The organism is Onishia niordana (assembly GCF_004798965.1).
GTDB lineage: Bacteria > Pseudomonadota > Gammaproteobacteria > Pseudomonadales > Halomonadaceae > Onishia > Onishia niordana.
The window spans coordinates 159,882-183,188 of the sequence record NZ_SDSD01000003.1 but is presented as its reverse complement, the minus strand read 5'-3'; the positions used below and the strand labels follow the sequence as shown (position 1 = coordinate 183,188).

General features: G+C 61.7%; 15 protein-coding genes. 6 read left to right on the top strand and 9 right to left on the bottom strand.

Annotated elements, in window-relative coordinates; all coding sequences use genetic code 11:
- Positions 1-111: 111 nt before the first annotated feature.
- On the bottom strand, positions 112-1,569 hold the full coding sequence (locus tag ETC27_RS07470) for a phospholipase D family protein (protein WP_136254378.1): 1,458 nt from the start codon (positions 1,567-1,569) through the stop codon (positions 112-114).
- Positions 1,570-1,702: 133 nt separating this feature from the next.
- Positions 1,703-1,981 carry a peptidylprolyl isomerase gene (locus ETC27_RS07465; protein ID WP_136254377.1) on the bottom strand — a complete coding sequence of 93 codons (279 nt, stop codon included), beginning with the start codon at positions 1,979-1,981 and terminating at the stop codon, positions 1,703-1,705.
- A gap of 351 nt (positions 1,982-2,332) precedes the next feature.
- Between ETC27_RS07465 and ETC27_RS07460 the strand changes: the two genes are divergently transcribed.
- On the top strand, positions 2,333-5,482 hold the full coding sequence (locus tag ETC27_RS07460) for a transglycosylase domain-containing protein (RefSeq protein ID WP_136254376.1): 3,150 nt from the start codon (positions 2,333-2,335) through the stop codon (positions 5,480-5,482).
- Positions 5,483-5,641: 159 nt separating this feature from the next.
- A complete protein-coding gene (locus ETC27_RS07455; protein WP_136254375.1) occupies positions 5,642-6,847 on the top strand; it encodes a GAK system CofD-like protein in 1,206 nt (401 codons plus the stop codon).
- Between the two features lie 214 nt (positions 6,848-7,061).
- Here ETC27_RS07455 and ETC27_RS07450 read toward each other — a convergent pair whose 3' ends face one another.
- The 6 genes from ETC27_RS07450 to ETC27_RS07425 form a co-directional block, all read right to left on the bottom strand.
- Positions 7,062-9,602: an SEL1-like repeat protein gene (locus ETC27_RS07450; protein WP_136254374.1), complete on the bottom strand. Its 2,541-nt coding sequence runs from the start codon at positions 9,600-9,602 to the stop codon at positions 7,062-7,064.
- Positions 9,603-9,670: 68 nt separating this feature from the next.
- Entirely contained in the window at positions 9,671-10,927 is a 1,257-nt protein-coding gene (locus ETC27_RS07445) for an alginate lyase family protein (protein ID WP_136254373.1), read from the bottom strand.
- Positions 10,928-10,967: 40 nt separating this feature from the next.
- A complete protein-coding gene (locus tag ETC27_RS07440; protein ID WP_205742703.1) occupies positions 10,968-11,858 on the bottom strand; it encodes a polysaccharide lyase in 891 nt (296 codons plus the stop codon).
- A 56-nt stretch (positions 11,859-11,914) separates the two neighbouring features.
- Entirely contained in the window at positions 11,915-13,456 is a 1,542-nt protein-coding gene (locus tag ETC27_RS07435) for a PilZ domain-containing protein (protein WP_136254372.1), read from the bottom strand.
- Entirely contained in the window at positions 13,453-15,102 is a 1,650-nt protein-coding gene (locus ETC27_RS07430; RefSeq protein WP_240724847.1) for a glycosyltransferase, read from the bottom strand. The genes ETC27_RS07435 and ETC27_RS07430 overlap by 4 nt, the downstream gene beginning before the upstream one ends.
- A 63-nt stretch (positions 15,103-15,165) precedes the next feature.
- Positions 15,166-16,512, bottom strand: coding sequence for a UDP-glucose dehydrogenase family protein (locus ETC27_RS07425; protein WP_136254371.1), 1,347 nt, complete (start codon positions 16,510-16,512; stop codon positions 15,166-15,168).
- A 650-nt stretch (positions 16,513-17,162) separates the two neighbouring features.
- On the opposite strand from ETC27_RS07425, the gene ETC27_RS07420 reads away from it, so the two are divergent.
- Positions 17,163-18,116 carry a helix-turn-helix domain-containing protein gene (locus tag ETC27_RS07420; RefSeq protein ID WP_136254370.1) on the top strand — a complete coding sequence of 318 codons (954 nt, stop codon included), beginning with the start codon at positions 17,163-17,165 and terminating at the stop codon, positions 18,114-18,116.
- Between the two features lie 113 nt (positions 18,117-18,229).
- Here the strand turns inward: ETC27_RS07420 and ETC27_RS07415 are convergent, their stop codons facing one another.
- Positions 18,230-18,499, bottom strand: coding sequence for a hypothetical protein (locus ETC27_RS07415; protein WP_136254369.1), 270 nt, complete (start codon positions 18,497-18,499; stop codon positions 18,230-18,232).
- Positions 18,500-18,805: 306 nt separating this feature from the next.
- Between ETC27_RS07415 and metG the strand changes: the two genes are divergently transcribed.
- From metG to rsxA, 3 genes are all read left to right on the top strand, one after another.
- On the top strand, positions 18,806-20,860 hold the full coding sequence (metG, locus tag ETC27_RS07410) for a methionine--tRNA ligase (RefSeq protein WP_136254368.1): 2,055 nt from the start codon (positions 18,806-18,808) through the stop codon (positions 20,858-20,860).
- Between the two features lie 232 nt (positions 20,861-21,092).
- Positions 21,093-22,595 (top strand): diguanylate cyclase domain-containing protein, encoded by a 1,503-nt coding sequence (locus tag ETC27_RS07405; RefSeq protein ID WP_168709036.1) that lies wholly within the window; start codon positions 21,093-21,095, stop codon positions 22,593-22,595.
- Between the two features lie 121 nt (positions 22,596-22,716).
- Positions 22,717-23,307 carry an electron transport complex subunit RsxA gene (rsxA, locus tag ETC27_RS07400; protein WP_136254366.1) on the top strand — a complete coding sequence of 197 codons (591 nt, stop codon included), beginning with the start codon at positions 22,717-22,719 and terminating at the stop codon, positions 23,305-23,307.

Here is a 23,307-nt window from a genome sequence, read left to right as displayed (position 1 = left end):
CGTTATAGCACGCGCGGGCATGTCACACTCTCCTGCCAAACACCCTGCTGCCAATAGGGGGACAAGATGTCAGTGCTCATACACAGCGTGTCGCGTCTTGAGACGGCCAGCCTAGAAAGTCGAAAGCCCCGTCGCCTCCATAAACCGGTATTGCCAGTAGCGCCGCCAGGAAGGATCGGCGTAAGCCGCATAGGGCAGGCTATAACCGCGCCCGTCTGAGTTGCCCCACTGGCGTTCGAAGAACGCCTTGGCTTCCGAAATGGCTGATAGATCGCCCGAAGCCACCAGCCGTACGCTGGTCTCCAGATTCAGGTCGTCGAGGTTGCGCCGCGTGTAATTGGCTGAGCCGACGATCAGCTCAGCCGACCCTTGCTGCGGCCGGCGCAGCAGGAACTTGCTGTGGCATTGCTCACCGTGCGTATCGCACCAGCGCACCGGCACCCCCGCCGTATGCAGTTCATGCCCTACGGGACGATTGGGAATCCCGTTCTTCTTGACACCAAACGCATCGCGGTTGGGATCAAGCAGGACCCTGATCTTGACTCCCCGGGCCTGAGCAGCCTTGAAGGCCTCGATCAATTCACGGTGCGCCAGATAGAAGACCGCGATATCCAGTCGATCGCCGGGGGCACTGTTCTGTACGGCCGCAAGCAAGGCGTCGCGAATGCCTGACTCCGTGAGTAATTGAACCTGTGGAGCGGTTGGGGTTGATGCTGTCGCTTCTGCAGCAGGGTCAGGCGTCGAGGCACGAAATATCGGGGCGGTGGGAGGAGGAATCGCATCAGGCGCGCCGGATACGCTCGCCACCATGCGCTCGCTATCGAGCAGGTCGAGGACCGCAGGGCCGGAGAAGCGTAAGGCCACATTATCGTGATGACTGCTGGCATCATGAGGATTGGCAGAGGTGACCAGCCCCGTCCACTCCTCACCCTCGTCAACGATTAGCGTCTTGCGGTGGTTGGCCTTGAAGTTGAGCAACTGCAGGTAGCTTCGCAGGGTTACCTGGCCAGGCCCCAGTACATTGGGTAACCAGCCGCCTTCATTTGTATTGCCGAACGCGCGACAACAGAGGGTCCAGATACCGCTCCAAATGGGATTAGAGGCTCGCAGCCGGGTCAGGTCGGTCATGATCACGTTAATGCCCGCCTCGCGTAATGCCACCAGATGCTCAGGTGATCGCCCTCCATAAAACGTATTGATCGGGTCGGTTATGACGACTGCCGTCATGTCCGGTCGATCCGTCTTGCGACGAATCAGCGCCTCGGTGAGCTGGTGTGAGATGGGCCGAAAGTCATTATCCATATCGGTGCCAAAGTCATTGAAGAGGAACATGTCCAGCACCACTAGTCGCTCGGCCTGAGCGATCAGACGCAACACTTCGTCGAAGATCGCCTGGTCACTACGCCGCTGACGATCGCCACTGACCCACGTTTCGTCTGACAGGAAAGCGACATTCCTGACTGGCTTGGGGATGGCACTTACCCCCATCCCTTCGGGCAGGGGCTTGTACGCCTGCCAGAGGGCCATCCCTACATACATCAGCACGACAACCGTGACGATCCATCTCATGCTCGCCCATCCCCGCTTCTTCATGGCACCTCCCTGGCCCCGATGTCATGCGCCCGCCGCTGGGAGCGCCTGAGCGCAAGAGGCCGTGGTGGAACTCACTCCACCACGGCCTCTGATCACTTACACAGCGTCATTAGCTGCGGCTGGTGACTTCCAGCAGATGGTAACCAAACTGGGTCTGTACCGGGCCGTGCACTTTATTCAGCTCACCGCTGAATACCACCTTGTCAAACTCCGGGACCATCTGACCGGGGCCGAAGGAACCCAGATCACCGCCCTGGCGGCTAGAGGGGCAGGTGGAGTTTTCCTTGGCGACCTCAGCGAAATCGCGCCCGCCTTCGATCTCGGCTTTCAATGCTTCGCACTTGGCTTCACTGTCCACCAGGATATGCCGCGCTGTGGCCTTTGCCATGCTATTTCTCCCTGTCATTGGTGATGTACACCGGATGGTGCCGCGGCAAGGATACCACCATGCTCCGCCACGGGCGCCTCCCTGAAAGACAAGCTGACATCTCGCCCGCTCCCATTGAGCTCAGCGCCGTCATGTTCAACTACTGTCAGCCGGCAATAGTGGGCCACGCCCCTTCTTCACCCCACTACCACATCGACCAAGCCTGCCCTCATGTTACTAAATAACGACAATTTCGTATCAAAATGTAGCCTACTCGCCAGGCACCAACTACGCTTTTAGTCATAGGCTCGGTAGCTACCTGAAAAGATCACGCAGCAAGACAGGGACGTCGCCTCGCCAGGAGGTTGGCCAATGGGAGACCGTAAAGCGCCTCGTACCCATCGTGATGTTTTTCTTCACGAGGCGTCACTGATCCCGTTGCCAATGCCCAAGCGGCCTCGTGTTCATTGGTTCCGGTGGCTGTGGCTCCTGACCACATTCATCGCGCTGACCCTCATGACCCTGATGCTGGTCAACGAGGCACGTTCATCTCGCTGGCAGGCCAAGGAGATTTCCCATTACGCGCAGCGCCTGCGGTTCACGCTTGCGGACGGCCCTAGCGACCGCCTGATTTTTCCCCGTCACGGTCCATTCGACGAGCGCTTGGGCTATACCCGACTACCAGGCTTTCAGCAGCGTCTGGAAGAGCGTGGCTTCGACGTGCGGGAGCAGGTGCGCATGTCGCCGGCGATGCTCGACTATGCGAGCCGCGGTTTCTTCGTTCCCTACGCAGAGAAGACCCAGGCAGGCCTCACGCTCACGGAGTGTCGTGGCAAAACCCTGCATCGCTTTGCCAACCCGCAGCGTCATTTCACCCATTTCGAGGACGTGCCCGAATTAGTACTCAAGAGTCTCCTGTTCATCGAGAACAGAGACCTTCTCGACACCGAGAATCGCTACGCCAACCCGGCGGTGGACTGGCCGCGCTTCGTGCGCGCGGCGGTCTCTCAGGTTGGCGACGTGATCAACTTGCCCGGTCAATCCTCCGGTGGCAGCACGCTCGCCACGCAGCTCGAGAAATACCGCCACTCCCCTGGCGGCCTGACCGTTTCGGCACAGGAGAAGCTGCGACAGATGGTGTCCGCCAGTGTGCGGGCCTACCGTCAGGGACCCGAAACCCTGACCGCCCGCCAGGATGTGGCACTGGATTATCTCAATTCTGTACCGCTCTCCGCCGCACCGGGCTATGGAGAAGTGCTCGGCCTGGGGGATGGTCTATGGATTTGGTTTGGTGTCGAGCTTGATGAGCTCCGCTCGGTACTTGCCTCGGATGCCCCAGAGAGTGCGCCGCTTGCGGCCCGTGGTCGAGCGCTACGCCAAGTGATCGCCTTGATGATCGCCCAGCGGCGCCCTTCTCATTATCTGCGCAGCGGCCATGATGATCTTGCTCAACTGAGCGCGTCCTATCTGCGTCTCATGACGCAACAAGGGCTTATCGATCCCGCACTTCGCGATGCGGCGCTTGAACAGCCACTCGCCTTTCGTGACTTCGCTACAGATCCCGTCTCTCTAACCGTCGAAAGCGACAAGGGGTTACGCCTGGCCCGGAGTCGCCTGGCCTCGCTGCTCGGCGTGTCGCTCTACGAGCTCGACCGGTTCGACCTCAGCGCCACTACGACCCTCAACGCCGCCCTCCAGCATCAAATCAGCGACTATCTCAAGCAGCTTGAGTCCCCGTCGGTCGCAGCCACTGCGGGTCTGTTCGGCCGACATCTACTCAGCCATCCCGACGCGGCCACTGGGGTGCGTTACAGTTTCACACTCTTCGAGCGCGGGGATGACGGATTCCGAGTGCGCGTGCAGACCGATACCAATGGCACCGCCTTCGACATCAATCAGGACAGCAAGCTGGAACTGGGCTCCACGGCCAAGCTGAGAGTGTTGGCAAGCTACCTGGAAATCATCGCTGAGTTGCATCAGCGCCATGCCGGAAAACCTCGGGAGGCACTGCGTCGCGTCGACGTCAATCGAAACGATGCCCTGATGCGCTGGGTGATGGATCGACTGACCCGTGATCCCGACATGTCACTGAAAGCGATACTCGACGCGGCCATGCAGCGACGCTATTCAGCGAGCCCCCATGAGCGTTTTATCACCGGCGGCGGGATCCATACCTTCACGAACTTCCGCCGCGAGGACAACGCCCGCCGACCCACTCTCGAAGATGCCCTGCGCCAGTCCATCAATCTGCCCTTTGTGCGGCTGCTGCGCGACCTGGTTCGCCACCACGTCTACGCCAACCCGGATAACCGCCGCCTATTGGAAGATGATAACGACCCACGCCGCGACCTCTATATCTCGCGTTTTGCCGACCAGGAAGGGCGCATCTTCCTGGATCGTTTCTGGGTACGGCATCGGGCGCTATCCCAAGAGGCTCGCATGGCGCGCCTCTTGGGCAATCACAATGCCACACCTGTGCGGCTTGCCACCTTGCAACGCTACCTGATGCCCAACCAATCTCGTGATGCCTTTGGCCAATGGATGCGTGAAAAGCTAGCGGACGATGGAAAGGAGGCTCCGGGCCTGGATGATCAGACACTGGATGGCCTATACCGGCAGTTCGCCGCAGAGCGCTACTCACTGAACGACCGCGCCTACTTAAGCCGCGTCCATCCGCTGGAGCTGTGGTTGGTGGGCTATCTAGGCACTCACCCTGATGCCAGCCGAGAGGATGTGATGCTCGCAAGCATCGAAGAGCGCCAGGAAAGCTATATTTGGCTTTCACGTACCCGACATCGGCAAGCCCGAGACAGCCGGATACGGCGCATGCTGGAAGTCGAAGCCTTCGATGATTTGCACAGGCGCTGGGCACTGCTCGGCTATCCTTTCTCAAAGCTGGTGCCATCACTGGCGACGGCGCTTGGCAGCTCGGGTGATCGACCGGCGGCGCTGGCCGAGTTGATGGGCATTATCCTCAACGATGGCATCCGCCAACCCACGATGCGTATCGACAGCCTGCACTTCGCCACCGACACCCCCTATGAGACACGTTTTTCACGCACGAGACGCGGTATAAGGGTAATGGCACCAGAGGTAGCGGCAGTCCTGCGCGACGGCGTTATCAGTGTGGTCGAGGCGGGCACCGCCGGCCGCCTCGCGGGCACCTTCCGACATCAGGATGGCAGCTCCATGGTCGTAGGTGGCAAGACGGGCACCGGCGACAACCGTATCGAAACCGTCACCCGCACCGGAGAGGTCACCGACTCCCGTGCACGCAACCGCACCGCCACCTTCGCGTTCTTCCTCGGCGATCGCCACTTCGGCACCCTGACGGCCTATGTGCTGGGTGCCGAAGCCGAGGACTTCCGCTTCACCTCCTCGCTGCCTGTCCAGGTGCTCAAGAGCATGCAGCCGCTGCTGGAGCCCTACCTAGCGTTGGAGGAACCCCAAACCTGTCGTTCCGATCCTGCCCGGTTAATCATGGCGGCTAAACAGCCCCTCATGACACCTGCGCTTCATTAGAAATATTGGAACCATGAAGCTAACGTCGGCTGGTTTATGCGTTGGTAAAACCCCGCCACTCGCTATAGACATGACGACCGAGCAGCAATCATTGACTTGCATCATCTCACGTGGATGATCGTTGACCTTCACGGACGAAATCCCCCTCAGGACGCCACGATGATTAATGTAAGGGTCACACGCAGCGCTCAGGTGCCCGACCCCCTGCGCATCCGGCGCTGCCAGAAGACGCCTGAACTCGGCCCCCGCCTGCTCTTCTTCAGCGGTGGCTCTGCGCTCAACGGGCTGTCACGAACCCTCCAGCACTATACTCACAACTCCATTCACTTGGTCACGCCCTTCGACTCTGGCGGTAGCTCGGCCAAGCTGCGCGAGGCCTTCGACATGCCGGCGATCGGTGACCTGCGCAGCCGGCTGATGGCGCTCGCCGACGACTCTGTGCTGGGACATCCCGAAGTCTACAGGCTGTTTCAGTATCGCCTGCCGAAGGATGACTCACCCGAGGCCCTGCAGGCGATGCTCGCGTCGTTGGCCGATGGCACAGACTCGCGCATGGCGGATATTCCCAACCCGATGCGCAAGCTGATTCGCCACCAGCTGGGCTATTTTTGTGCCGCCAAGCCAAAGGACTTCGATCTTCGCGGAGCAAGCATCGGCAACCTGATCCTTGCCGGCGGTTATCTCAACAACCACCACAACCTCGACCCGATCATTTTCCTGTTCTCCAAGTTGGTGCATGTACGCGGCACTGTAAGAGCGATCGTCAACCGGGACTACCACCTGGCAGCCGAACTGGAAAACGGCGAAACCGTGTTGGGTCAACACCGCATGACCGGCAAGGAAGAGCCACCAACATCCTCACCGATCGTCCGCCTGGGACTATCGGAACAACGGGATATCCACGTCCCGGTTACCGCCCAACTGCGTGATATCAACCGGCAACTGATCCACTCGGCAGAGTTGATCTGCTACCCGCCGGGTAGCTTCTACTCGAGCCTGATCGCCAACCTGCTTCCGGCGGGCGTGGGACAGGCGATCCGGGACAACCCCAATCCCAAGGTGTTCATCCCCAACACCGGGATCGACCCCGAGCAAGCCGGCAAGACCCTGGAGACACTGATCGACACCCTGCTGGCACAGCTACGCCGCGACACCGGCGAAACCACTCCCACCGATGAACTGCTCAACGTCGTGCTCCTCGACAGTCAGCGCGGCGATTACACCTCAGACGACTCCATCGAAGAGCTGGCTCACCGATGGACCGAACGCGGTGTCACGATGATCGATACCCGGTTGATCAGCGAATCGAGTGCGCCCTACTACGATAATGACCTGCTGGCCTGCGCACTGCTTTCACTGGTCTGAACCAGGCCCACGGCACCATCGCGGAGGCGCGTGGCGGAGCTCCACGCTTAAGGGAAACGCAGAGCCACCATGTCGAATACCGCCCCGCGCAAGATCCTGATCACCGACGTCTTCTGGGCCTACGAGGAGTGCTGCTTTACCCACTACTTCAGCGGCCCACATTCGCGCGTTTCCTGCAGAGCTGGGTCCAAGCCGCCCATGCAGCTAGATGTCTTCAAGAACCTGCCGCGGCCAAGGCCTTGTCATCCTCTAGCAGTTCCTGGAGCGTCTTGAGCGCCACTCGACTGTCGCCCTCAATGACATCATCAAGCCACAGCAGTGCGGCTTGTTGATTGGCATCTTCCAGCCCGTGAGACGCCAAGTACGCCTTGGCCAGCGTCAGGCGTGCCGAAGAATGCTGCTGGCGAGCCGCCTCCACCAGATACTCGATCCCCTTGTCACGGTCCTGATCCAGGCTATCGCCACGCAGATACTCGCGGCCGAGGGTCGCCTGGGCGCCAGCGTGACCGCTCTCGGCGGCATCGACGAGCAAGCGTTTGCCGCGTGAGGGATTCTGGTCGAGAATAGTGTTGCCGCGCACCAGCGCAGTGCCGAGCTGCTTCTTAGCCGAGAGGTTGCCGGCATCGACCGCGTGGGTGAGCCAGCGTTTGGCCCTGCGAGGGTCGGCTGCGAGGCCACTCCCCTCCAGATAGGCCTCACCCAGCAGCTGAGCGGCATAGTCATTTCCCGCCCGTGCGGCCCGGCGCAGCATTTCGACACCACTCTGTGCATCCCTAGAGACATGCTCACCCGCGAGGTAGGCCTGGCCCAGCCTCACGAGGGCGATGCTCTGACCACCGGCGGCGGCGCGCTCGAGCAGAGCGATGCCACGCTGCGGCTCGGCGTCGATACCCCGGCCGCTGAGCAGCAACTCGCCAAGGTCCGCCATGGCCACGGCATCACCGGCGGCCACGGCACGCTCCAGGTAGGCGGAGGCTTTGCCCGGGTCGGGCGAGACACCCTTGCCCTCCAGGTACATTTCCCCCAGCGTGGTAGCGGCCTCGGCATCTCCATGGTCGGCGGCACGCCTCAGCCAGGTCTGGGCATTCCCGATGTTACGCTCGACCCCGTGCCCTTCGAGGAAGGCGCGTCCAAGCTCGGTCATGGCTTTGACATGCCCCCCCTCGGCGGCGGTGACCAGGGCGCGAATGTCGCCCGCCTCGCCACGCGCGACCCGCGTCCGCGCCAAAGCCTCGTCGGCGGAGGGATGCCCGGCCTCCCGAGCCCGTTTCAGCCAGCGGGTGGAGGCGTCCAGGTCCCGCGGCAGGCTGTCGCCATTGCGGTAGGCACGGCCCAGCACCAGCATGGCGTAGTCATCGCCTTGCCCGGCCGCGTCTTCCAGAAGCGCCCGCCCTCGCGACGGCTCCCCCGCCAAGCGGCCATCCAGATAGGCTTTCCCCAGCGCCGTCATGGCGCTGACATCTCCGGCCTCGACCGCCCGTTCAAGCAGGGCCTGCCCCTTAGCCGGGCGCGACGGCAGCACCTCGCCGGCCAGAAATTCCTCGCCGAGCAGACGCAGCGCCGTGGTCTGGCCACCTTCGGCTGCCTTGCGCAGTAGGGACTCGGCCTTGTCGGCATCCGCCGGCACGTGCTTGCCTGCCAAGTAGAGGGCACCGAGCTGTTGCGTGGCCCAGGGATGGCCCAGGCGATGGCCCTCGCGCAGGTAATTGAGGCCGAGGTGTGGCTGGGTGGACACGGCCTCGCCACTCAGATAGAGATCGCCCAGGACCGCCATGGCCAGGGCACTTCCCTCTTCGGCGGCCTGCTCAAGCAGTTGAATGCCACGTTCGGGCTCGGCGGGCAGACCGTCCCCTTCCGCCAGGGCGCGTCCCAGGGCGACGGTGGCGTCGACATCGCCAGCCTCGGCGGCCCGTTCCAGCCACTGCTGTCGGCGCTGCGGCTGGTGAGAGAGTAGTCCGCCTTCTTCATACAGGCCGGCCAGGGTGGTCATGGCCTGCCGCTCGCCGCCCTGAGCCGCGTCCTCGAGAACGTGCACGTAACGCTCGACATAGTCCCGCGCTTGCCCGGGGGAAGTGGCCAGCCAGCCACCAGGACGATGCGCCTTGGCCAAGGCCAGCAGGGCCTTGGGCTGCCCCTGGCGTGCCGCCTGACGATAGAGGGTCTCGGCCCGCTTTGGATCGGCGGTGACCCCCTTGCCACCGGTGACCAGTAGTTCGGCCAGCCGAACCCGGGCATCGCGTCCCACCTCCTCGTCAATGGCCTGTTGCAGCAGATAGTAGGCCAGCAGGTCGTCCTGCTCGACGCCTTCACCATCGCGATACAGCCTGGCCAGGTTGAGCGAAGCATGGCCGAGGATCCAGGAGGGCGTGCTCACCGCCTGACCATACAGCCGGGCGGCCCGGGCTGGATCGCGAGGCACGCCCCGGCCATGATCGTAGAGCTTGCCCAGTTCGTAATAGCCTTGGGGAAGGCCCTGTGTCGTCAACGTCTCCAGCCGCTCGACGGCGCGGCTAACATTACCGGCGGCCAAGGCCTCGTCGGCCTGCTCGATGACGTACTTGTGTCGCCATTCCAGGTTGAGCGGTCGCCCACCGTCGAACCAGTCCCGGTACTCGGCCGGCACCTGCGCAGTGGCGTGTGGCCCCAGGTCCTGGATCTGGCCAGCGCAGCCGCCCAGGGCGGCCACAAGGATAACCGACGAGGCCAGGCGCCCGACTGGGACCCGGGTTGCGGTATCGATCACTGTGTTGCTCATGGTGTCTGCTCGCCTCGCTAGTGAGTGGGGTGGGGATCGGCGCCGCTGCCCGTTCAGTCGAACCGCCATCAGTCGTCACCGAGTCCCTTGAAGGCCCTGGATTCGCGTTCCTCCTCGTTCAGGACCATATGTTGCTGGGCGTCAGGGTCCATGAAGTACAGCGTCACGTATCCCCCGGCGCTGCGGTTGTAAACGGGACGAACGTCGCGCAGGAAGTCGGCGATGAGCGGATGATGGAAACGCGCCTGATAGATCTCCATCCAGGCGAAGTACTGCTTGTCCTGGAGGAACCCTCTGTACTGCTCGTGGGGTGCCATATCGCCCAATACGGCGGGGTCCTCAAAGGCGCTGACGGCGAAGTCGACGGCCTGATGGATATCGAGGCCGTCGACCGTCAGCTCAAAGATGTCGTAGCCCTGACGAGCGATGACCTGCATGTTGGTGATCAGATACAGCAGGGCGTAATTCTGGTAGTGGGTCGCACGCCGTCCACGTTTCATTTCCATAGGAAAGGCGCCCTCCTCGGTCATATCGTGCAAGGCGGAATAGATGGCGCTGACCCCGAAGCGGAACAGCTCGTCGTCTTCTGTGAGCACCCCGACTATGCTGGCGTACAGCGCTCGCCGGTAGAAATGGTTATTGCAGCAGCTATTGCCGGCATCTCCGGGGATGTCGGCATGCTGATGGGCAAGGTCGTTGAGCCAGCGCTCGACCCGCGTGCGGGCTTCGGGTAGGTCGTCGACGAAGGGTCGTACCGTCGAGTAGGCCAGCGCGGCGGCGAAGATCATCGACTCGGTGGCGAACCAGGCCTGGGGCTCTTCGGGTTCGTAGTAGTAGTCGGACAGGGCGTCCTGCTTGGCCCACTTGTCAAGGAAGCGCACCAGGCACCTGGCATAGTAGTCGTCGCCGGTGGCGACGAAGGAGCCGGCCAGCATCGCGACGCTGTCTTCGAACTCGAATAACGGCGCTGTGGCCTGTGCCCATCCCTCGGGGTCGGGATAGAACCCGGGAATGCGCATGCGCGTGGTGATCGGCGAAAGGGCCAGTAACTGTCGGCAGCTGGGCCCCTCGCTCAGCCTGGCACGCTCCTGCAGCAAAATGGCGTTGTCGACCTCTTCGAGCCGCGCCATGCGGGCGGCGACGTCGAAGTAGGAGGCCTCGGGTGCGGTGACCTCGTAGTCGGACAGGTCGAGTGATGCTCGCTCCTCCAGAGTCAAAGCCGTCGTCGTGGAGATGCCGGCCAAAAGGCACGCCAGTGTCGCGCCAAGGCGCACCAAGTGCCGCCGGCAGGCATCGTGTAGGTTGGTGAGGCGGGTGGTCGGCATGAGACGCGAAACTCCTGTGAACGGCAGGAGCCATCACCAGTCACGGCAACGGCGTGTAGAGTCGGAAACCGGCGAAGTCAGCATGTTGGTCGCGAGGCGTGCGCCAGTCCGCGCCATGACCGCCGAAGAAGGTGGAGAACATCAGCCCGTCGATGGTCAGGGCGTCGGTGGTGCGATAGAGGATGCCGCGTTGCTCAAGCACCGGGCGACCGTCAATCCACACTCGTGCCAGGCCGTTTTCCTGCTGCGGGTCGTTGAGCACGAGTTCCTGTTCGACGGTGACCCACTGCCCGCTGGGGAAGGACCAGCGCCCACGGCCCACCGAGACGCCGTAGTCGCTGTCCTGGTTGACAACGTACTCATAGAGCTCGCCCTGGCCATCCCGGCGCCACATGAAGCGCATGGTAAAACCGTTCTCGCCATCGGCTTGGACGCCACCGCTGGGCGCCTCGCCGCCATACAGGCCGGGCAGCTTGCCACCCTTGACGAAGTCGAAACCCGGCGAGAAGCGCACCCGGTAGCGCAGGCAGGCCCGCTCGGCACCGGCGAGCGCCTGGGGTGCCACATAGAACCCCGCCCCGCCTCGTCCAGCGTCGCTCGGCGACGAGGTACCGGCGGGATAGGCCACGCGCAGGGCCGGCATCTCGCGCCCGTCTGCCGTCGAGGTGAGCATCTCGACGTTGTCCAGTCCCCAGGCGCGGTGGGCACCTATCTCCTCGCGCACCACCGTCTCAACATCCGCGGCAACCGCCAGGGGGCCCAGGGCGGCGACCAAGTCGTAGCGCTGGGAGCAGGGTCCCGTCTGGGGCAGACTCAGGCGGTCGTCCGCTACCGTCGTCGCCGAAGCGGCCGATGAGACTGCAAGCAATAGGGTGAGCGCCAGGCCCCGGGCCGAGCACTGACGAGACCTGGGCAAAGCCATGTTCAGCATATCGTTCTCCATCGCCAGCCCTGAGCGAGGGCTGGCGTCTAGGGTATAAAGGCCGCTCAACTGGCCCCCTCGAGGGTCGTCCGCGCCGAGTGATAAGTGTCCTGCAGGAACTGTATAGCCGACCGGCTGCCCTGCCAGATCCATTCCGCCGTGGCGGCGAGCATCGGATCCTCGGTGAAACGCACGTCCACCGGGGTACCAACCCTATCTGCCGGCAACGGATTTTCGGGTACCAGCAGTACGCTGGCGACGTTCTGCTGCTGACGAACCCAGCTGGGGAAGCCGGCACGCGGCTGGCGTTCAATGTCTAGGGCCACGCTGCGCACCCGGGCATGTATCGGCTCCGAGGCATCGGGAAGGGCGATGAAGGCTCGCTGGCTGGGCTCGATGCGGTCGATGTCGCTCATGTGCACCAGCGCCTCGACCAGGATGTCGTCATCGCCGGTACGGATCAGCGTCATGATGCGCTCGCTCTCATTGATATAAGTACCGTCGGCACTGCTCAACGCCCAGGCCACCAGGCAGTTGCAGGAGCTGTAGATGGTGTTCTTGGCCTCGCGCGACTCCAGGGCGGCGATCCGCGAGCGCTGGAAGTCGCGGGCGGTCACGAACTGTTCGATCCTCGCGCGCGCTACCTCCGGCGACACTGTGTCGTAACTCACCGACTCGCCGCTGACCGGCTTGGCGGAATTGGCCAAGCTCACCGGCCCGCTACCCGCCGCCTGGAGGTTTTCCTTCAAGTTACCGATCAGCTGGCTGTTGTAGCGCTGTGCCGCCTCGGCCAGGATAAGGTTGGACTGCAGGTCGTGGTTCATGACTTTGGTCAGCCGCTGGTCGCGCTCGACCCGGTCGCCGGCCTCGAAGCCGTGTTCCTGGACGATGCCCGGTCCCGGGGCACGAATCTCGATGCGTGGTGCAGTAACCGCGGCAAAGCTAGGCTCGATCAGCATAAAGTTACGGTAGGCCGTGGCCGCGACTACCAAGAGCAGCACGCCGAAGGCCAGAAACAGCAGTGCGTAGCGCGCGAAGGGCCGCGGCCGATGCGACGCCGACTGAGCGGATGTGGCGGCCGCGGTGCGACCTCGCTTGCGCGGGGTCTGAGGGTCTTCGCCCCCGAGCAGCCCTTCGACACTGACCTGTCGCCCACTCAGGCAGGAACGCACGATGCGTCGCAACAGCTCGCGGTGTGCCGGTTCGATGTCGGTGATCTCGAAGCCCGCCTGATGGCGGCCGTCGCCTGTCTCGGTGCTGTGGCGGCATTCAGCGGCTGCCGGCACGATCAGTTCGCTACCGCCGGCCATGATGCGTAGCGAGGCCTCGATCCGCTCCCCAATGACAAAGGGTTGCTTGCTGTCTACCGCGAAGCCACCTAGCGAGAGGTCGGCGCCCGCGAGGACCTGGCCATCACCGAGGCGCACCTCGAACGGTGGCAACATGCGGATGAAGCGGCGCTCGTCACGACGTTCATGCTGGACGCTCTCCCCCGCTGCTGAGTGGGGGCAAGGCCGGTCGTCCGTGGTAGCCTTTTCTTGGGCATCTCCCCTCGCCAAGGTCGGTTCGCGACGCCCGTCGACGGGTTTGTCATGATGATCGTTCATGGTTGCGTCCTTTCATGCTTGCTACTGTTCCCTACTGCCTTTATCGGGAGTTCGGCTTCAGTGAATTCTCGATCAGTCGACGGCGCCTGCTGGTACTCCTCGCTAAGGATCTGCAGGGCGGTCGGGTCGGGGGGCTGCAGCACACCGGCGGCCACCGTTAGCACATAGAGCATCACGCCGACGAAGAAGGCATGAAGCACATGGCCCATTCGTCGCTGGCGACGCGCAGCGACCGGGTCGCTCGGCTCGCCGGCCGAGATGCCCTGACGCGACCAGGCCTGGCGGTTGAAGCGGAAGCTGACATAGGTCTTGAGCAGGGCGCCGAACACCTGGTTGTAGTAGAGCAGCGGGATCCACAACAGGCTGAAACGACCGCGTTGCCAGGCCAGCACCAGACTGGCGATGCCGCGGGTGAAGAAAATCCACAGCAGGTAGGCGAACAGAAACGAGGGCCGCCAGAACAGGCTCACCAGGATCGCCACCGACGGACCGATCAGAGTGGTCCACATCGATAGCCGCTGGTCGATCAGGCTCCACCAGGTGAAAAGCCCCATGGGCCGCGGGCCCAGGGCGATGGCACGACCGCTGGTGCGTAGCATATTGCCGTACCAGCGACGCATCAGGTCGATGGTCGAAGCGAAGAAGCGCCGGCGGTCGGGCAGCTCCTCGAAGCCGGAGACGAAGACGTCGGGCAGATAGAGCATCTTCCAGCCGTGCTTGAGTAGCCAGAACCAGGTGGACTTGTCGTCGCCAGACAGGAACTTGAAGCGACCGAAGCGCCAGTGGTCGACCTGGTCGTGCTCCACAAGGGCAATGAACTCGGGATGAGTCGCCAGGTCCGCGCGGAAGGCGCTGTAGCGGCCGGTGAGCACCAGCAGCCGCTGCGACACCGACATCGAGCTCATCATCAGGTGGCGCTGGGCATAGCGCAGATCGTACCACTCCCGGGTGGCGTCATTGCCGATGACGATGCCGCTGTTGTTGGTCGTCAGGGCACCCAGGTCATCGCGACTCAGGAAGAACGACAGCGAGCGCTCCAGGGTCCCCGGCTCAAGCAAGATGTCACCATCCATTGACACCAACAGGGCGTTCGAGGACGGCATGCGTCGCGAGATGGCACGCAGCACCTCGGCCATCGCCGAACGCTTGCCATCGCCCTTCTGGAACATGTAGCGAATCTCGACATTGGCTGGCCGGCCGCTGGCTTCCATCACGTGGGTAATGACGTCGACATCGGTCTGGTCGGAGACGGCGGCGAAGATGGTGGTGGGCACGCCGTAGTCGGCGGCCTCGCTCACCAGCGCCTCGTAGATGCGGAAGCTGACCTCGGCGTCGATGCGGTACGAGGTGCACAGCACGTAGAGTTCATCCGGTCGCGCCACGGCCCCGGCGGCGTCGGCCGCGGCACGCAGCCGTGGGAAAACGCGGCGGTTGTACCACACCGAGCGCAACGCCTGGACCGCCCACCAGGAATAGCGCCAGGCGCCGACCGCGCCGATGGCGAAGAAGAAGCTCTTCGATGCCGGCGAGAAGACGTCCGCCGGCAGCTCGCTGATCAGTACCACCAGCAGCGCCAGCAGCAGCAGCAAGGTGGTAAGCTCCGTCGCTCGACTGGCGACGGAGATGTGCTCAGGCAGTTTCGACATCAGGGCTCCTTAAGCCAGGCTTCGTCCGTAAGGCGGTCCACGCTCGCGATGCCACTCGCTGCCTCACGCCAGAGCGGGCCGAAGCGAGTCTCCGCGACCAATGGCGTAGTAGGCGAGGCCGGCGGCATTGACGCTGGCCGGGTCGAAGAGGTTACGACCATCGACCAGCACCGGCGAGGCCAGCGTCTCGCGCAGGCGCGCGAAGTCGACGGTGCGAAAGGACTTCCACTCGGTGCAGATAACCAGGGCGTCAGCGCCCTCCAGGGTGTCGTCGCGGGCATCGGCGAGCACCAAGTCGTCGCGCTCGCCGTACAGCCGCCGGCATTCGTCGGTGGCCTCGGGATCGAAGGCCTGAACGCGGGCGCTGGCATCCCACAGCGCTTCCATCAGCGCGCGGCTCGGCGCTTCGCGCATGTCGTCGGTATTGGGCTTGAAGGCCAGACCCCACAACGCGATGGTCTTGCCGGACAGGGCACCGTCGAAGGCTTGGTGCAACTTGGCGAACAACCGGCTCTTCTGTGCCTGGTTGATCCATTCCACCGCCTCGAGCAGCGCCGCTGGGTGGCCGACCTCGTGGGCGGTACGCTCCAGGGCTTGGACATCCTTGGGGAAGCAGGAGCCGCCGTAGCCACAGCCGGGGTAGATGAAGTGATAGCCGATGCGCGGGTCCGAGCCGATGCCGTGGCGCACCTGTTCGATGTCGGCACCGAGACGTTCGGCAAGGCCGGCGACCTCGTTGATGAAGCTGATCTTGGTGGCGAGCATGGCATTGGCGGCGTACTTGGTCAGCTCTGCGCTGCGAATGTCCATGAATATCAGCTTGTCCTTGTGGCGGCTGTAGGGCCCGTAGCACTCACGCATCAGCGCGCGCACCCGCTCGGCGTCAGTGCCCACCACGATCCGCGCGCCGCGGCTGAAATCCTCAAGGGCAGCGCCCTCCTTAAGAAATTCCGGGTTGGCACAGACGTCGAAGTCTAGCGCCGTGCCGCGGGCGGCGAGGGTCTCGGCGACCACCGCCCGCACCCGGTCGGCAGTGCCCACCGGCACCGTCGATTTGTCGACGATGACCTTGTAGCTTTCCATGTGACGGCCGATGGTGCGCGCCACCTCGAGCACGTACTTGAGGTCGGCGCTGCCGTCCTCGTCGGGCGGCGTGCCCACGGCGATGAACTGCAGGGTGCCGAAGGCCACCGCCGCCGCGGCGTCGGTGGTGAAGTGCAGGCGGCCGGCGCCGACATTGTCGCGGATTAGGGCGTCCAGCCCGGGTTCGTAAATTGGCACTTCGCCGACTTGCAGGCGGGCGACCTTGTCAGCATCGACATCGACGCAGGTGACCTGGTGGCCGACGTCGGCCAGGCAGGTGCCAGTGACGAGCCCCACATAACCGGAGCCGAAGATGGTGATATTCATGTTGCTGATTACTCCCTTTCCCTGAGACAGACCATTACCGCTTGCCAACCCAAGTTCATGACCGGGTCACCGATAAGCCTCGATTCGATTACCGAGATTTCCTACAAAATCCGAAGACGCAAACCAATTGAAGACTAATGCTTAATCATGACAATGGTGCCATAACGATTTGACAGTCCAGCGACTGACACACAACTATAGACACGATGCCGCACAGCAGCAAACATGATTTTTAAAACAATTAAATCGTTATTAATCAACAACTTGGAATTATCAGTCCCAATTTTTACCGCAACACCTACCGGGACAAAAAGGATATGTGCCGGATGATTAAATAAAAAAACACGGAGAGGAATCACAGCCTCGAAAACGCAAAACACTATAAATTATATAAAGTCCCGGATGATTAAATCAGAATTGACAATATATTAAAAATCTATATAAAGAGCTCAATTTAAGTTGCAAATAAACCCGTTTCGGATGATTAAACAAGAAAACGCACAACCCGATAACCCGAGAAACCATTTCACTTATAACAACATATCATGCACCAGTGCCGGTTGGTCGGCCTTGCCGACAGCCGGCGCCGGCACTCGGGAGGCGCCAAGCCAGCACTACACAGGCTCATCGAAAGGACACAGGTGACAGCCATGGACATCAAACTGCACAAGAAGGCAACGACCACTCCCGGCATTCGCGCCGCGATACAGGCAGCGCCTGACAGCGTCACTCACCGGGAGCTTGCCGAGCGCTTTGGCGTAAGCATCTCGACAATCCGGCGCTGGCGATTCCGCGAGGAAGTTCATGACCGTTCACATACTCGCCACAACCTGCGCACCAGCCTGTCCCCGGCACAAGAGATGTTACTTATGGTGGCTCGCGACTACCTACACCTGGGGCTGGACGACCTGCTGAAGGTAGCCCAGGCATTTCTGGCCCCACATCTCTCGCGCTCCAGCCTACAACGCTTGATAAAGCGACAAAACGCACCCTACCTAGAGAATCTATCTAGAAAAGGCCGTAACATGCAGAAACCTCCCAAGATGAACGCGCCAGGCATGGTACACATAGCTGTCGAGGTATTGCCCGAGCCAGTTACTCAGCCGGAAGAACGCTGTTTATATCTAGCCATCGACCGTGCTAGCCGCTGGGTGTACTTGGAGACTCTGCCAAGCAGTTCGGCAAGGGATGCCAGCCGCTTCCTGCAAAACGTGGTCGACCAAGCACCGTTCACTATCAACAGGGTGATGACGTGCGTCAGCGAGACATTTACAGCTCAAACCAAGGGAAGCTCATCCGCGAACGACGCCGCCGATCAACATCCGTTCGACCAGGCTTGTGCTCATGAGGGCATCCACCATGGGCTGGAAAAAGCGGCACACTATCGACATGGTCATACGGACTCGGGGCGTATAGAAAGGCTAGATGAGGTGTTACACCTGCCGGAAGCGGAACAGTCAGAGAAAGAGGCCGAGGCAATAACAAGCCTCCTGGAAAACTTGACTCGGCACTATAACCACTGTCTTCCCCAGAGGGGACTAAGCCACCGCACGCCGGCCGATGTGCTGCGAGAATGGCGGGCTAGCCGGAGCGAGACCTCATGAAATCACGAGACGTGGGGATGTGACACGCGTGACAGCAGGTCATCCGCACCCTCTCCAACCCAGTGCAGGCGCTGCACTGGGCCGGGTATGGCGCGAGGGAGCGGAACCGGCCCTCAGTTGCAGGGCACGACGGTACGCTGGGTGTCCAGCGCCCACAGCATCTGGCCATCCGGGGTCTCGCCCTGCTCGCTCCAAGTCTCGGTGACCTTGACGCAGTAGGAGCCCAGATTCTCGGTCGTGACCTGCGGGTCCGCCGGACGCTCATTGCTGATGCGCATGATGTCGGGGTTCTGGCTGGTGTAGTTGGGGGCGATGGCACTACCGGCACAGCCGGCAACCAGGGCGGCCAGGGACAGCACAGCCAGGATAGGAGTAATACGCATGCTTCTTTACCTCGTATGAAGGGTCAATGAGCCATGCGTGACGTTCGGGCGATGAGTCTGCCAGGGGCGACCAGGATCCATGGGCGCCACCGAAGGCAACGGCTGACGACTCTACCTGCTTGCACGAAAGGGGCCAAGCGTCGCCCATCACCGACACGGCCGGCAGATGCAGGCGGCGGCGAAAATGCTACAATCCGGGCCTGATTTCATGGTCATCACGTCAGGGGCGATACCCGGCAGCGGCGGTCGCTGCCCGGACGACACTTCGTCCCTCACGCACTACGTTACGGGAACCCCGCAGCCACTATGTCGAATTCCGCGTCGCACTCCGCCAGCCAGCCGCGCAAGATCCTGGTTACCAGCGCCCTGCCCTACGCCAATGGCGCCATCCACCTGGGCCACCTGCTGGAGTATATCCAGACCGATATCTGGGTGCGCTTCCAGAAGAGCCGCGGCCATCAGTGCCACTATGTCTGCGCCGACGACGCTCATGGCACCGCCATCATGCTGCGGGCCGAGCAGGAAGGCATCACCTCCGAAGCCCTGATTGAGCGCGTCTCACGCGACCATCAGACCGACTTTGCACGCTTCGGCGTGGGATTCGACAATTACCATTCCACGCATTCTGAGGAAAATCGGCAGTTCAGCGAACTGATCTACACCCGGCTGCGCGACAAGGGCCACATCGCCACCCGCGATATCGAGCAGATGTACGACCCGGTGAAGGGCTTGTTCCTGGCTGACCGCTTCATCAAGGGCATCTGCCCGAAGTGCAAGGCCGATGATCAGTACGGCGACAACTGCGAAGCTTGCGGCGCCACCTACACGCCGGCCGAGCTGATTGATCCGGTCTCGGCGATCTCAGGCGCCACGCCAGAAGTGAGAAGTTCCACCCACTACTTCTTCAAGCTGCCGGACTTCGCCGATTTCATGCAGGGCTGGATCAACGACGGTCACGTGCAACCGCAGATCCGCAACAAGCTACTGGAGTGGTTCGAGTCAGGCTTTAACGAGTGGGACATCTCTCGCGATGCGCCCTACTTCGGCTTCGAGATCCCCGACGCCCCGGGCAAGTACTTCTATGTCTGGCTGGATGCGCCGATCGGCTATCTGGCCAGCTTCCAGAACCTCTGCGAGCGCGAGGGGCTGGATTTCGACAGCTACTGGCAGCCGGAATCGGATGCCGAGATCTATCACTTCATCGGCAAGGACATTGTCTACTTCCATGCCCTGTTCTGGCCGGCCATGCTGCACGGTGCCGAGTTCCGCACCCCCACTGCGGTCAACTGCCATGGCTTTGTGACCGTCAATGGCGCCAAGATGTCCAAATCCCGTGGCACCTTCATCAAGGCCGCCACCTACGCTGAGTACCTGAACCCGGAATACCTGCGTTACTACTTCGCCGCCAAGCTGACCGCCGGAGTCGACGATTTGGACCTCAACCTTGAGGATTTCTCGGCAAGGGTCAACGCCGACCTGGTCGGCAAGGTGGTCAACATTGCCAGCCGCTGCGCCGGCTTCGTCAAGAAACTCGGCGGCGGCAAGCTCTCCGCCCATTGCGCAGAGCCAGAACTGCTGGCGCGCGTCATCGCTGCCGGCGATGCCATCGCCGAGGACTACGAGGCCCGGGAATTCGGTCGCGCCATGCGTCGCATCATGGAGCTGGCTGACGATGCCAATACCTACATTGCCGAGGCCGAACCCTGGGTACTGGCCAAGCAGGACGGCCGCGAGCAAGAGGTACTCGACATCTGCTCGGTGGGCATCAACCTGTTCCGTCAGTTGATGGTCTACCTGGCCCCGGTCGTGCCAACGATGGCCAGTGATGCGCAGGCCTTCCTGCAGCTTGAATCGCTGGATTGGGAAAGCCGTCACGAGGTACTGCTGAATCACGACATCGCCAAGTTCAAGCCGCTGATGACCCGTATCGATCGTGACAAGATCGATGCCATGATCGACGCTTCCAAGGAAGATCTTGCCGAGGAGAAGAAGATGAAGGAGAGCGCCAAGGGCCCCATGACCGACGACCCTATCGCCGACGAGATCAGCTTCGAGGACTTCAGCAAGGTTGATTTGCGTATCGCCCGTATCGCCAAGGCCGACTACGTCGAGGGTGCCGACAAGCTACTCAAGTTGACCCTCGACCTGGGTGGCGAAATTCGCACCGTCTTCTCAGGCATCCGTAGTGCCTACGCGCCTGAAGCCCTGGAGGGTCACTTGACCGTGATGGTGGCAAACCTGGCACCGCGCAAGATGCGCTTCGGGGTTTCCGAGGGCATGGTGCTGGCGTCGAGCAACGACGCCGGTATTTATCTGCTCGAGCCGCATGCCGGCGCGGAACCCGGCCAACGAGTGACCTAAGTCACTATACTGTCTTGTACAACGCAAAAAACGCGGCCAAGGCCGCGTTTTTTTGTAAAGGGTCTGCCGATTATTCAAGCTGGTGCGACTGGGGTCGATACATGTATCTGTTACCGGCACTTTCGGTCACTGGTGACCACTGCCTTTACTATCATCCGGCGGAATGCCCATGCGCTCAGCTCTACATTCCTTGCGTTACCGATTTGTCCTCACCTTGCTGGGACTCTTGGTTGTGGCACTCATCGCGCTAGCTGCCTTTACACGCTATTCACTAATGCCGGAGCTGCTGCGTATTGAAGACATGCAAGGTAAGGAATCTCTAGAGCGGGCCCAGCGCGCCATCGATAATGAATTACGTCACTTGGAAGTGCTCAGCAAGGACTGGGCTGCCTGGGACGACAGCTATCGTTTCATGCAAGACGGTAATCTGCAGTTCCTGGCATCCAATATCAATGGCGCGGCCATCTTCACCGATGCCAACTTGAACCTGATCGCCTTTTTTACGCCCTCCGGCATGCCCTTCTGGTTGGGCGGATTAGACCCGACGATGGGCCAATACCGAAACTGTAACGAGCGAAGAGCGTCCTGTCAGTGGACTCGAACCTTCCTTGAGACCGTGCAGAAGCGCATCGAGCAAAGCACACAAGACACTGGCATGACCTGGCTCCAGACCAAGCCCCAGATGGCGTTGGTCAGCATCCAGCCAATAGTTCGTAGTGACGGCAGTGGCCCTATCGCTGGCTGGTTAGCCATGGCCCGACCCATGAGTGAAGATTGGCTTCAGAAGCTTCGCAACAGCACCGGCTTGGCTGCCACTGTGCACAACGCTACTGGCACGGTGCCCCCCCCCAGCCTTCAGCGCATAAACGAGGACATCATGCGCGCTAGCCGTCTTATCCCAGCTACGCCAGCGGGTGAGGAACTGACGCTTGCAATCGACTTGCCACGCCAGCACCTGAACATGAGCGTCGAGGCGTTTGAAATGGGGCTGGCCTGGACCGTTTGCCTTATCGCCTTGGTCGTTCTGGTCGTGCTGTGGTTGCTTGAGCGCATCGTTCTCAATCCGCTTCGCCTCTTTGCTGCGTTCACCCATCGCGCGAAGCAAGCTGACCGCACCGATGTGCCAGCGTCACTTCAGAAACGAAAGGACGAAATCGGTGCCCTGGCACGCCACTTCCAGCAGCTCATCGAGTTTCAGCGAAAGCAGACAGCCGACCTGGTCCAGCTCTCCGAACATGACCCCCTCACGGGGCTTGCCAATCGGCGGCGCTTCGATGAACACCTGTCGATATCGCTGGCAACCGATAGCCATCTACAGCAACCTACTGCACTCATCATGATGGATATTGATCATTTCAAGGCCTTCAATGATCGCTTCGGCCATCCAACCGGTGATACCTGCCTTCAGACGCTGGCAGGGGTGATGAGCGAACATTTCGACCGGGCCGATCAGCTGGTAGCGCGCACCGGCGGAGAAGAGTTCACGGCCATCCTGCCAGGCACCTCGCAACAAGCCGCCTTAGCGTGTGCCGACCGGCTACGCGAGGCCATTGAGGCCTTGGCAGTTCCGCATACTGACCAGGTGGTGACCATCAGCGCCGGGGTTGCCTGCAGTGTATTCGAGCACCCCCTGGATGCGGCAGCGTTGATCGAGGCAGCCGACCGGGCGCTTTATGCGGCCAAGGAAGCCGGACGCAACCGCGTCATGGCGGCCAGTGAACCGGACTATGTCTGAGGACTGGCGTCGCCGCCCGGTATGATGCAAACCTCCCCCGCGCTATAATTCCCGCTTTGCCATCGCTGACACATAGCGGTGTCTCCCTCATGATGTTTCATTTTCGCGGCATGGGCGGGCCATGACCCACTACTTCCTGATTCTGGTCAGCACGGCGCTGGTCAACAACTTCGTGCTGGTGCAGTTTCTCGGGCTCTGCCCTTTCATGGGCGTGTCCAACAAGCTGGAATCCGCGATGGGCATGTCGCTGGCCACCACCTTCGTACTGACCCTATCGTCGGTGGCCAGTTACCTGACCTTTCATTACCTGCTGGCCCCGTTAGGGCTTGAATACCTGCGCACGATTGCCTTCATTATGGTGATCGCGGTAATCGTGCAGTTCACCGAACTGATGGTGAAAAAGGTGAGCCCGGTGCTTCATCAGGTACTCGGTATCTTTTTGCCGCTGATTACCACCAACTGCGCGGTGCTGGGGGTGGCCTTGCTGTCGCTCAATCGTCAATCAAGCTTCATGGAAGCCGCCCTCTATGGCTTCGGCGCCGCTCTGGGCTTCTCGCTGGTGCTGGTGCTATTTGCCGCCATGCGCGAACGTCTGGCCGTCGCCGATGTGCCCCGCCCCTTCCAGGGCGCCGCCATCGCCATGATCACCGCCAGTCTGATGTCACTGGCCTTCATGGGCTTCTCCGGCCTCGTCCAAGTCGGTCAGGGGTAA

What these genes read in the sequence shown, in the direction of transcription:
- ETC27_RS07470 (WP_136254378.1), bottom strand. Translation starts at nt 1,569, where the DNA reads ATGAGATGGATCGTCACGGTTGTCGTGCTGATGTATGTAGGGATGGCC.
- ETC27_RS07465 (WP_136254377.1), bottom strand. Translation starts at nt 1,981, where the DNA reads ATGGCAAAGGCCACAGCGCGGCATATCCTGGTGGACAGTGAAGCCAAG.
- ETC27_RS07460 (WP_136254376.1), top strand. Translation starts at nt 2,333, where the DNA reads ATGGGAGACCGTAAAGCGCCTCGTACCCATCGTGATGTTTTTCTTCAC.
- ETC27_RS07455 (WP_136254375.1), top strand. Translation starts at nt 5,642, where the DNA reads ATGATTAATGTAAGGGTCACACGCAGCGCTCAGGTGCCCGACCCCCTG.
- ETC27_RS07450 (WP_136254374.1), bottom strand. Translation starts at nt 9,602, where the DNA reads ATGAGCAACACAGTGATCGATACCGCAACCCGGGTCCCAGTCGGGCGC.
- ETC27_RS07445 (WP_136254373.1), bottom strand. Translation starts at nt 10,927, where the DNA reads ATGCCGACCACCCGCCTCACCAACCTACACGATGCCTGCCGGCGGCAC.
- ETC27_RS07440 (WP_205742703.1), bottom strand. Translation starts at nt 11,858, where the DNA reads ATGCTGAACATGGCTTTGCCCAGGTCTCGTCAGTGCTCGGCCCGGGGC.
- ETC27_RS07435 (WP_136254372.1), bottom strand. Translation starts at nt 13,456, where the DNA reads ATGAACGATCATCATGACAAACCCGTCGACGGGCGTCGCGAACCGACC.
- ETC27_RS07430 (WP_240724847.1), bottom strand. Translation starts at nt 15,102, where the DNA reads ATGTCGAAACTGCCTGAGCACATCTCCGTCGCCAGTCGAGCGACGGAG.
- ETC27_RS07425 (WP_136254371.1), bottom strand. Translation starts at nt 16,512, where the DNA reads ATGAATATCACCATCTTCGGCTCCGGTTATGTGGGGCTCGTCACTGGC.
- ETC27_RS07420 (WP_136254370.1), top strand. Translation starts at nt 17,163, where the DNA reads ATGGACATCAAACTGCACAAGAAGGCAACGACCACTCCCGGCATTCGC.
- ETC27_RS07415 (WP_136254369.1), bottom strand. Translation starts at nt 18,499, where the DNA reads ATGCGTATTACTCCTATCCTGGCTGTGCTGTCCCTGGCCGCCCTGGTT.
- metG (WP_136254368.1), top strand. Translation starts at nt 18,806, where the DNA reads ATGTCGAATTCCGCGTCGCACTCCGCCAGCCAGCCGCGCAAGATCCTG.
- rsxA (WP_136254366.1), top strand. Translation starts at nt 22,717, where the DNA reads ATGACCCACTACTTCCTGATTCTGGTCAGCACGGCGCTGGTCAACAAC.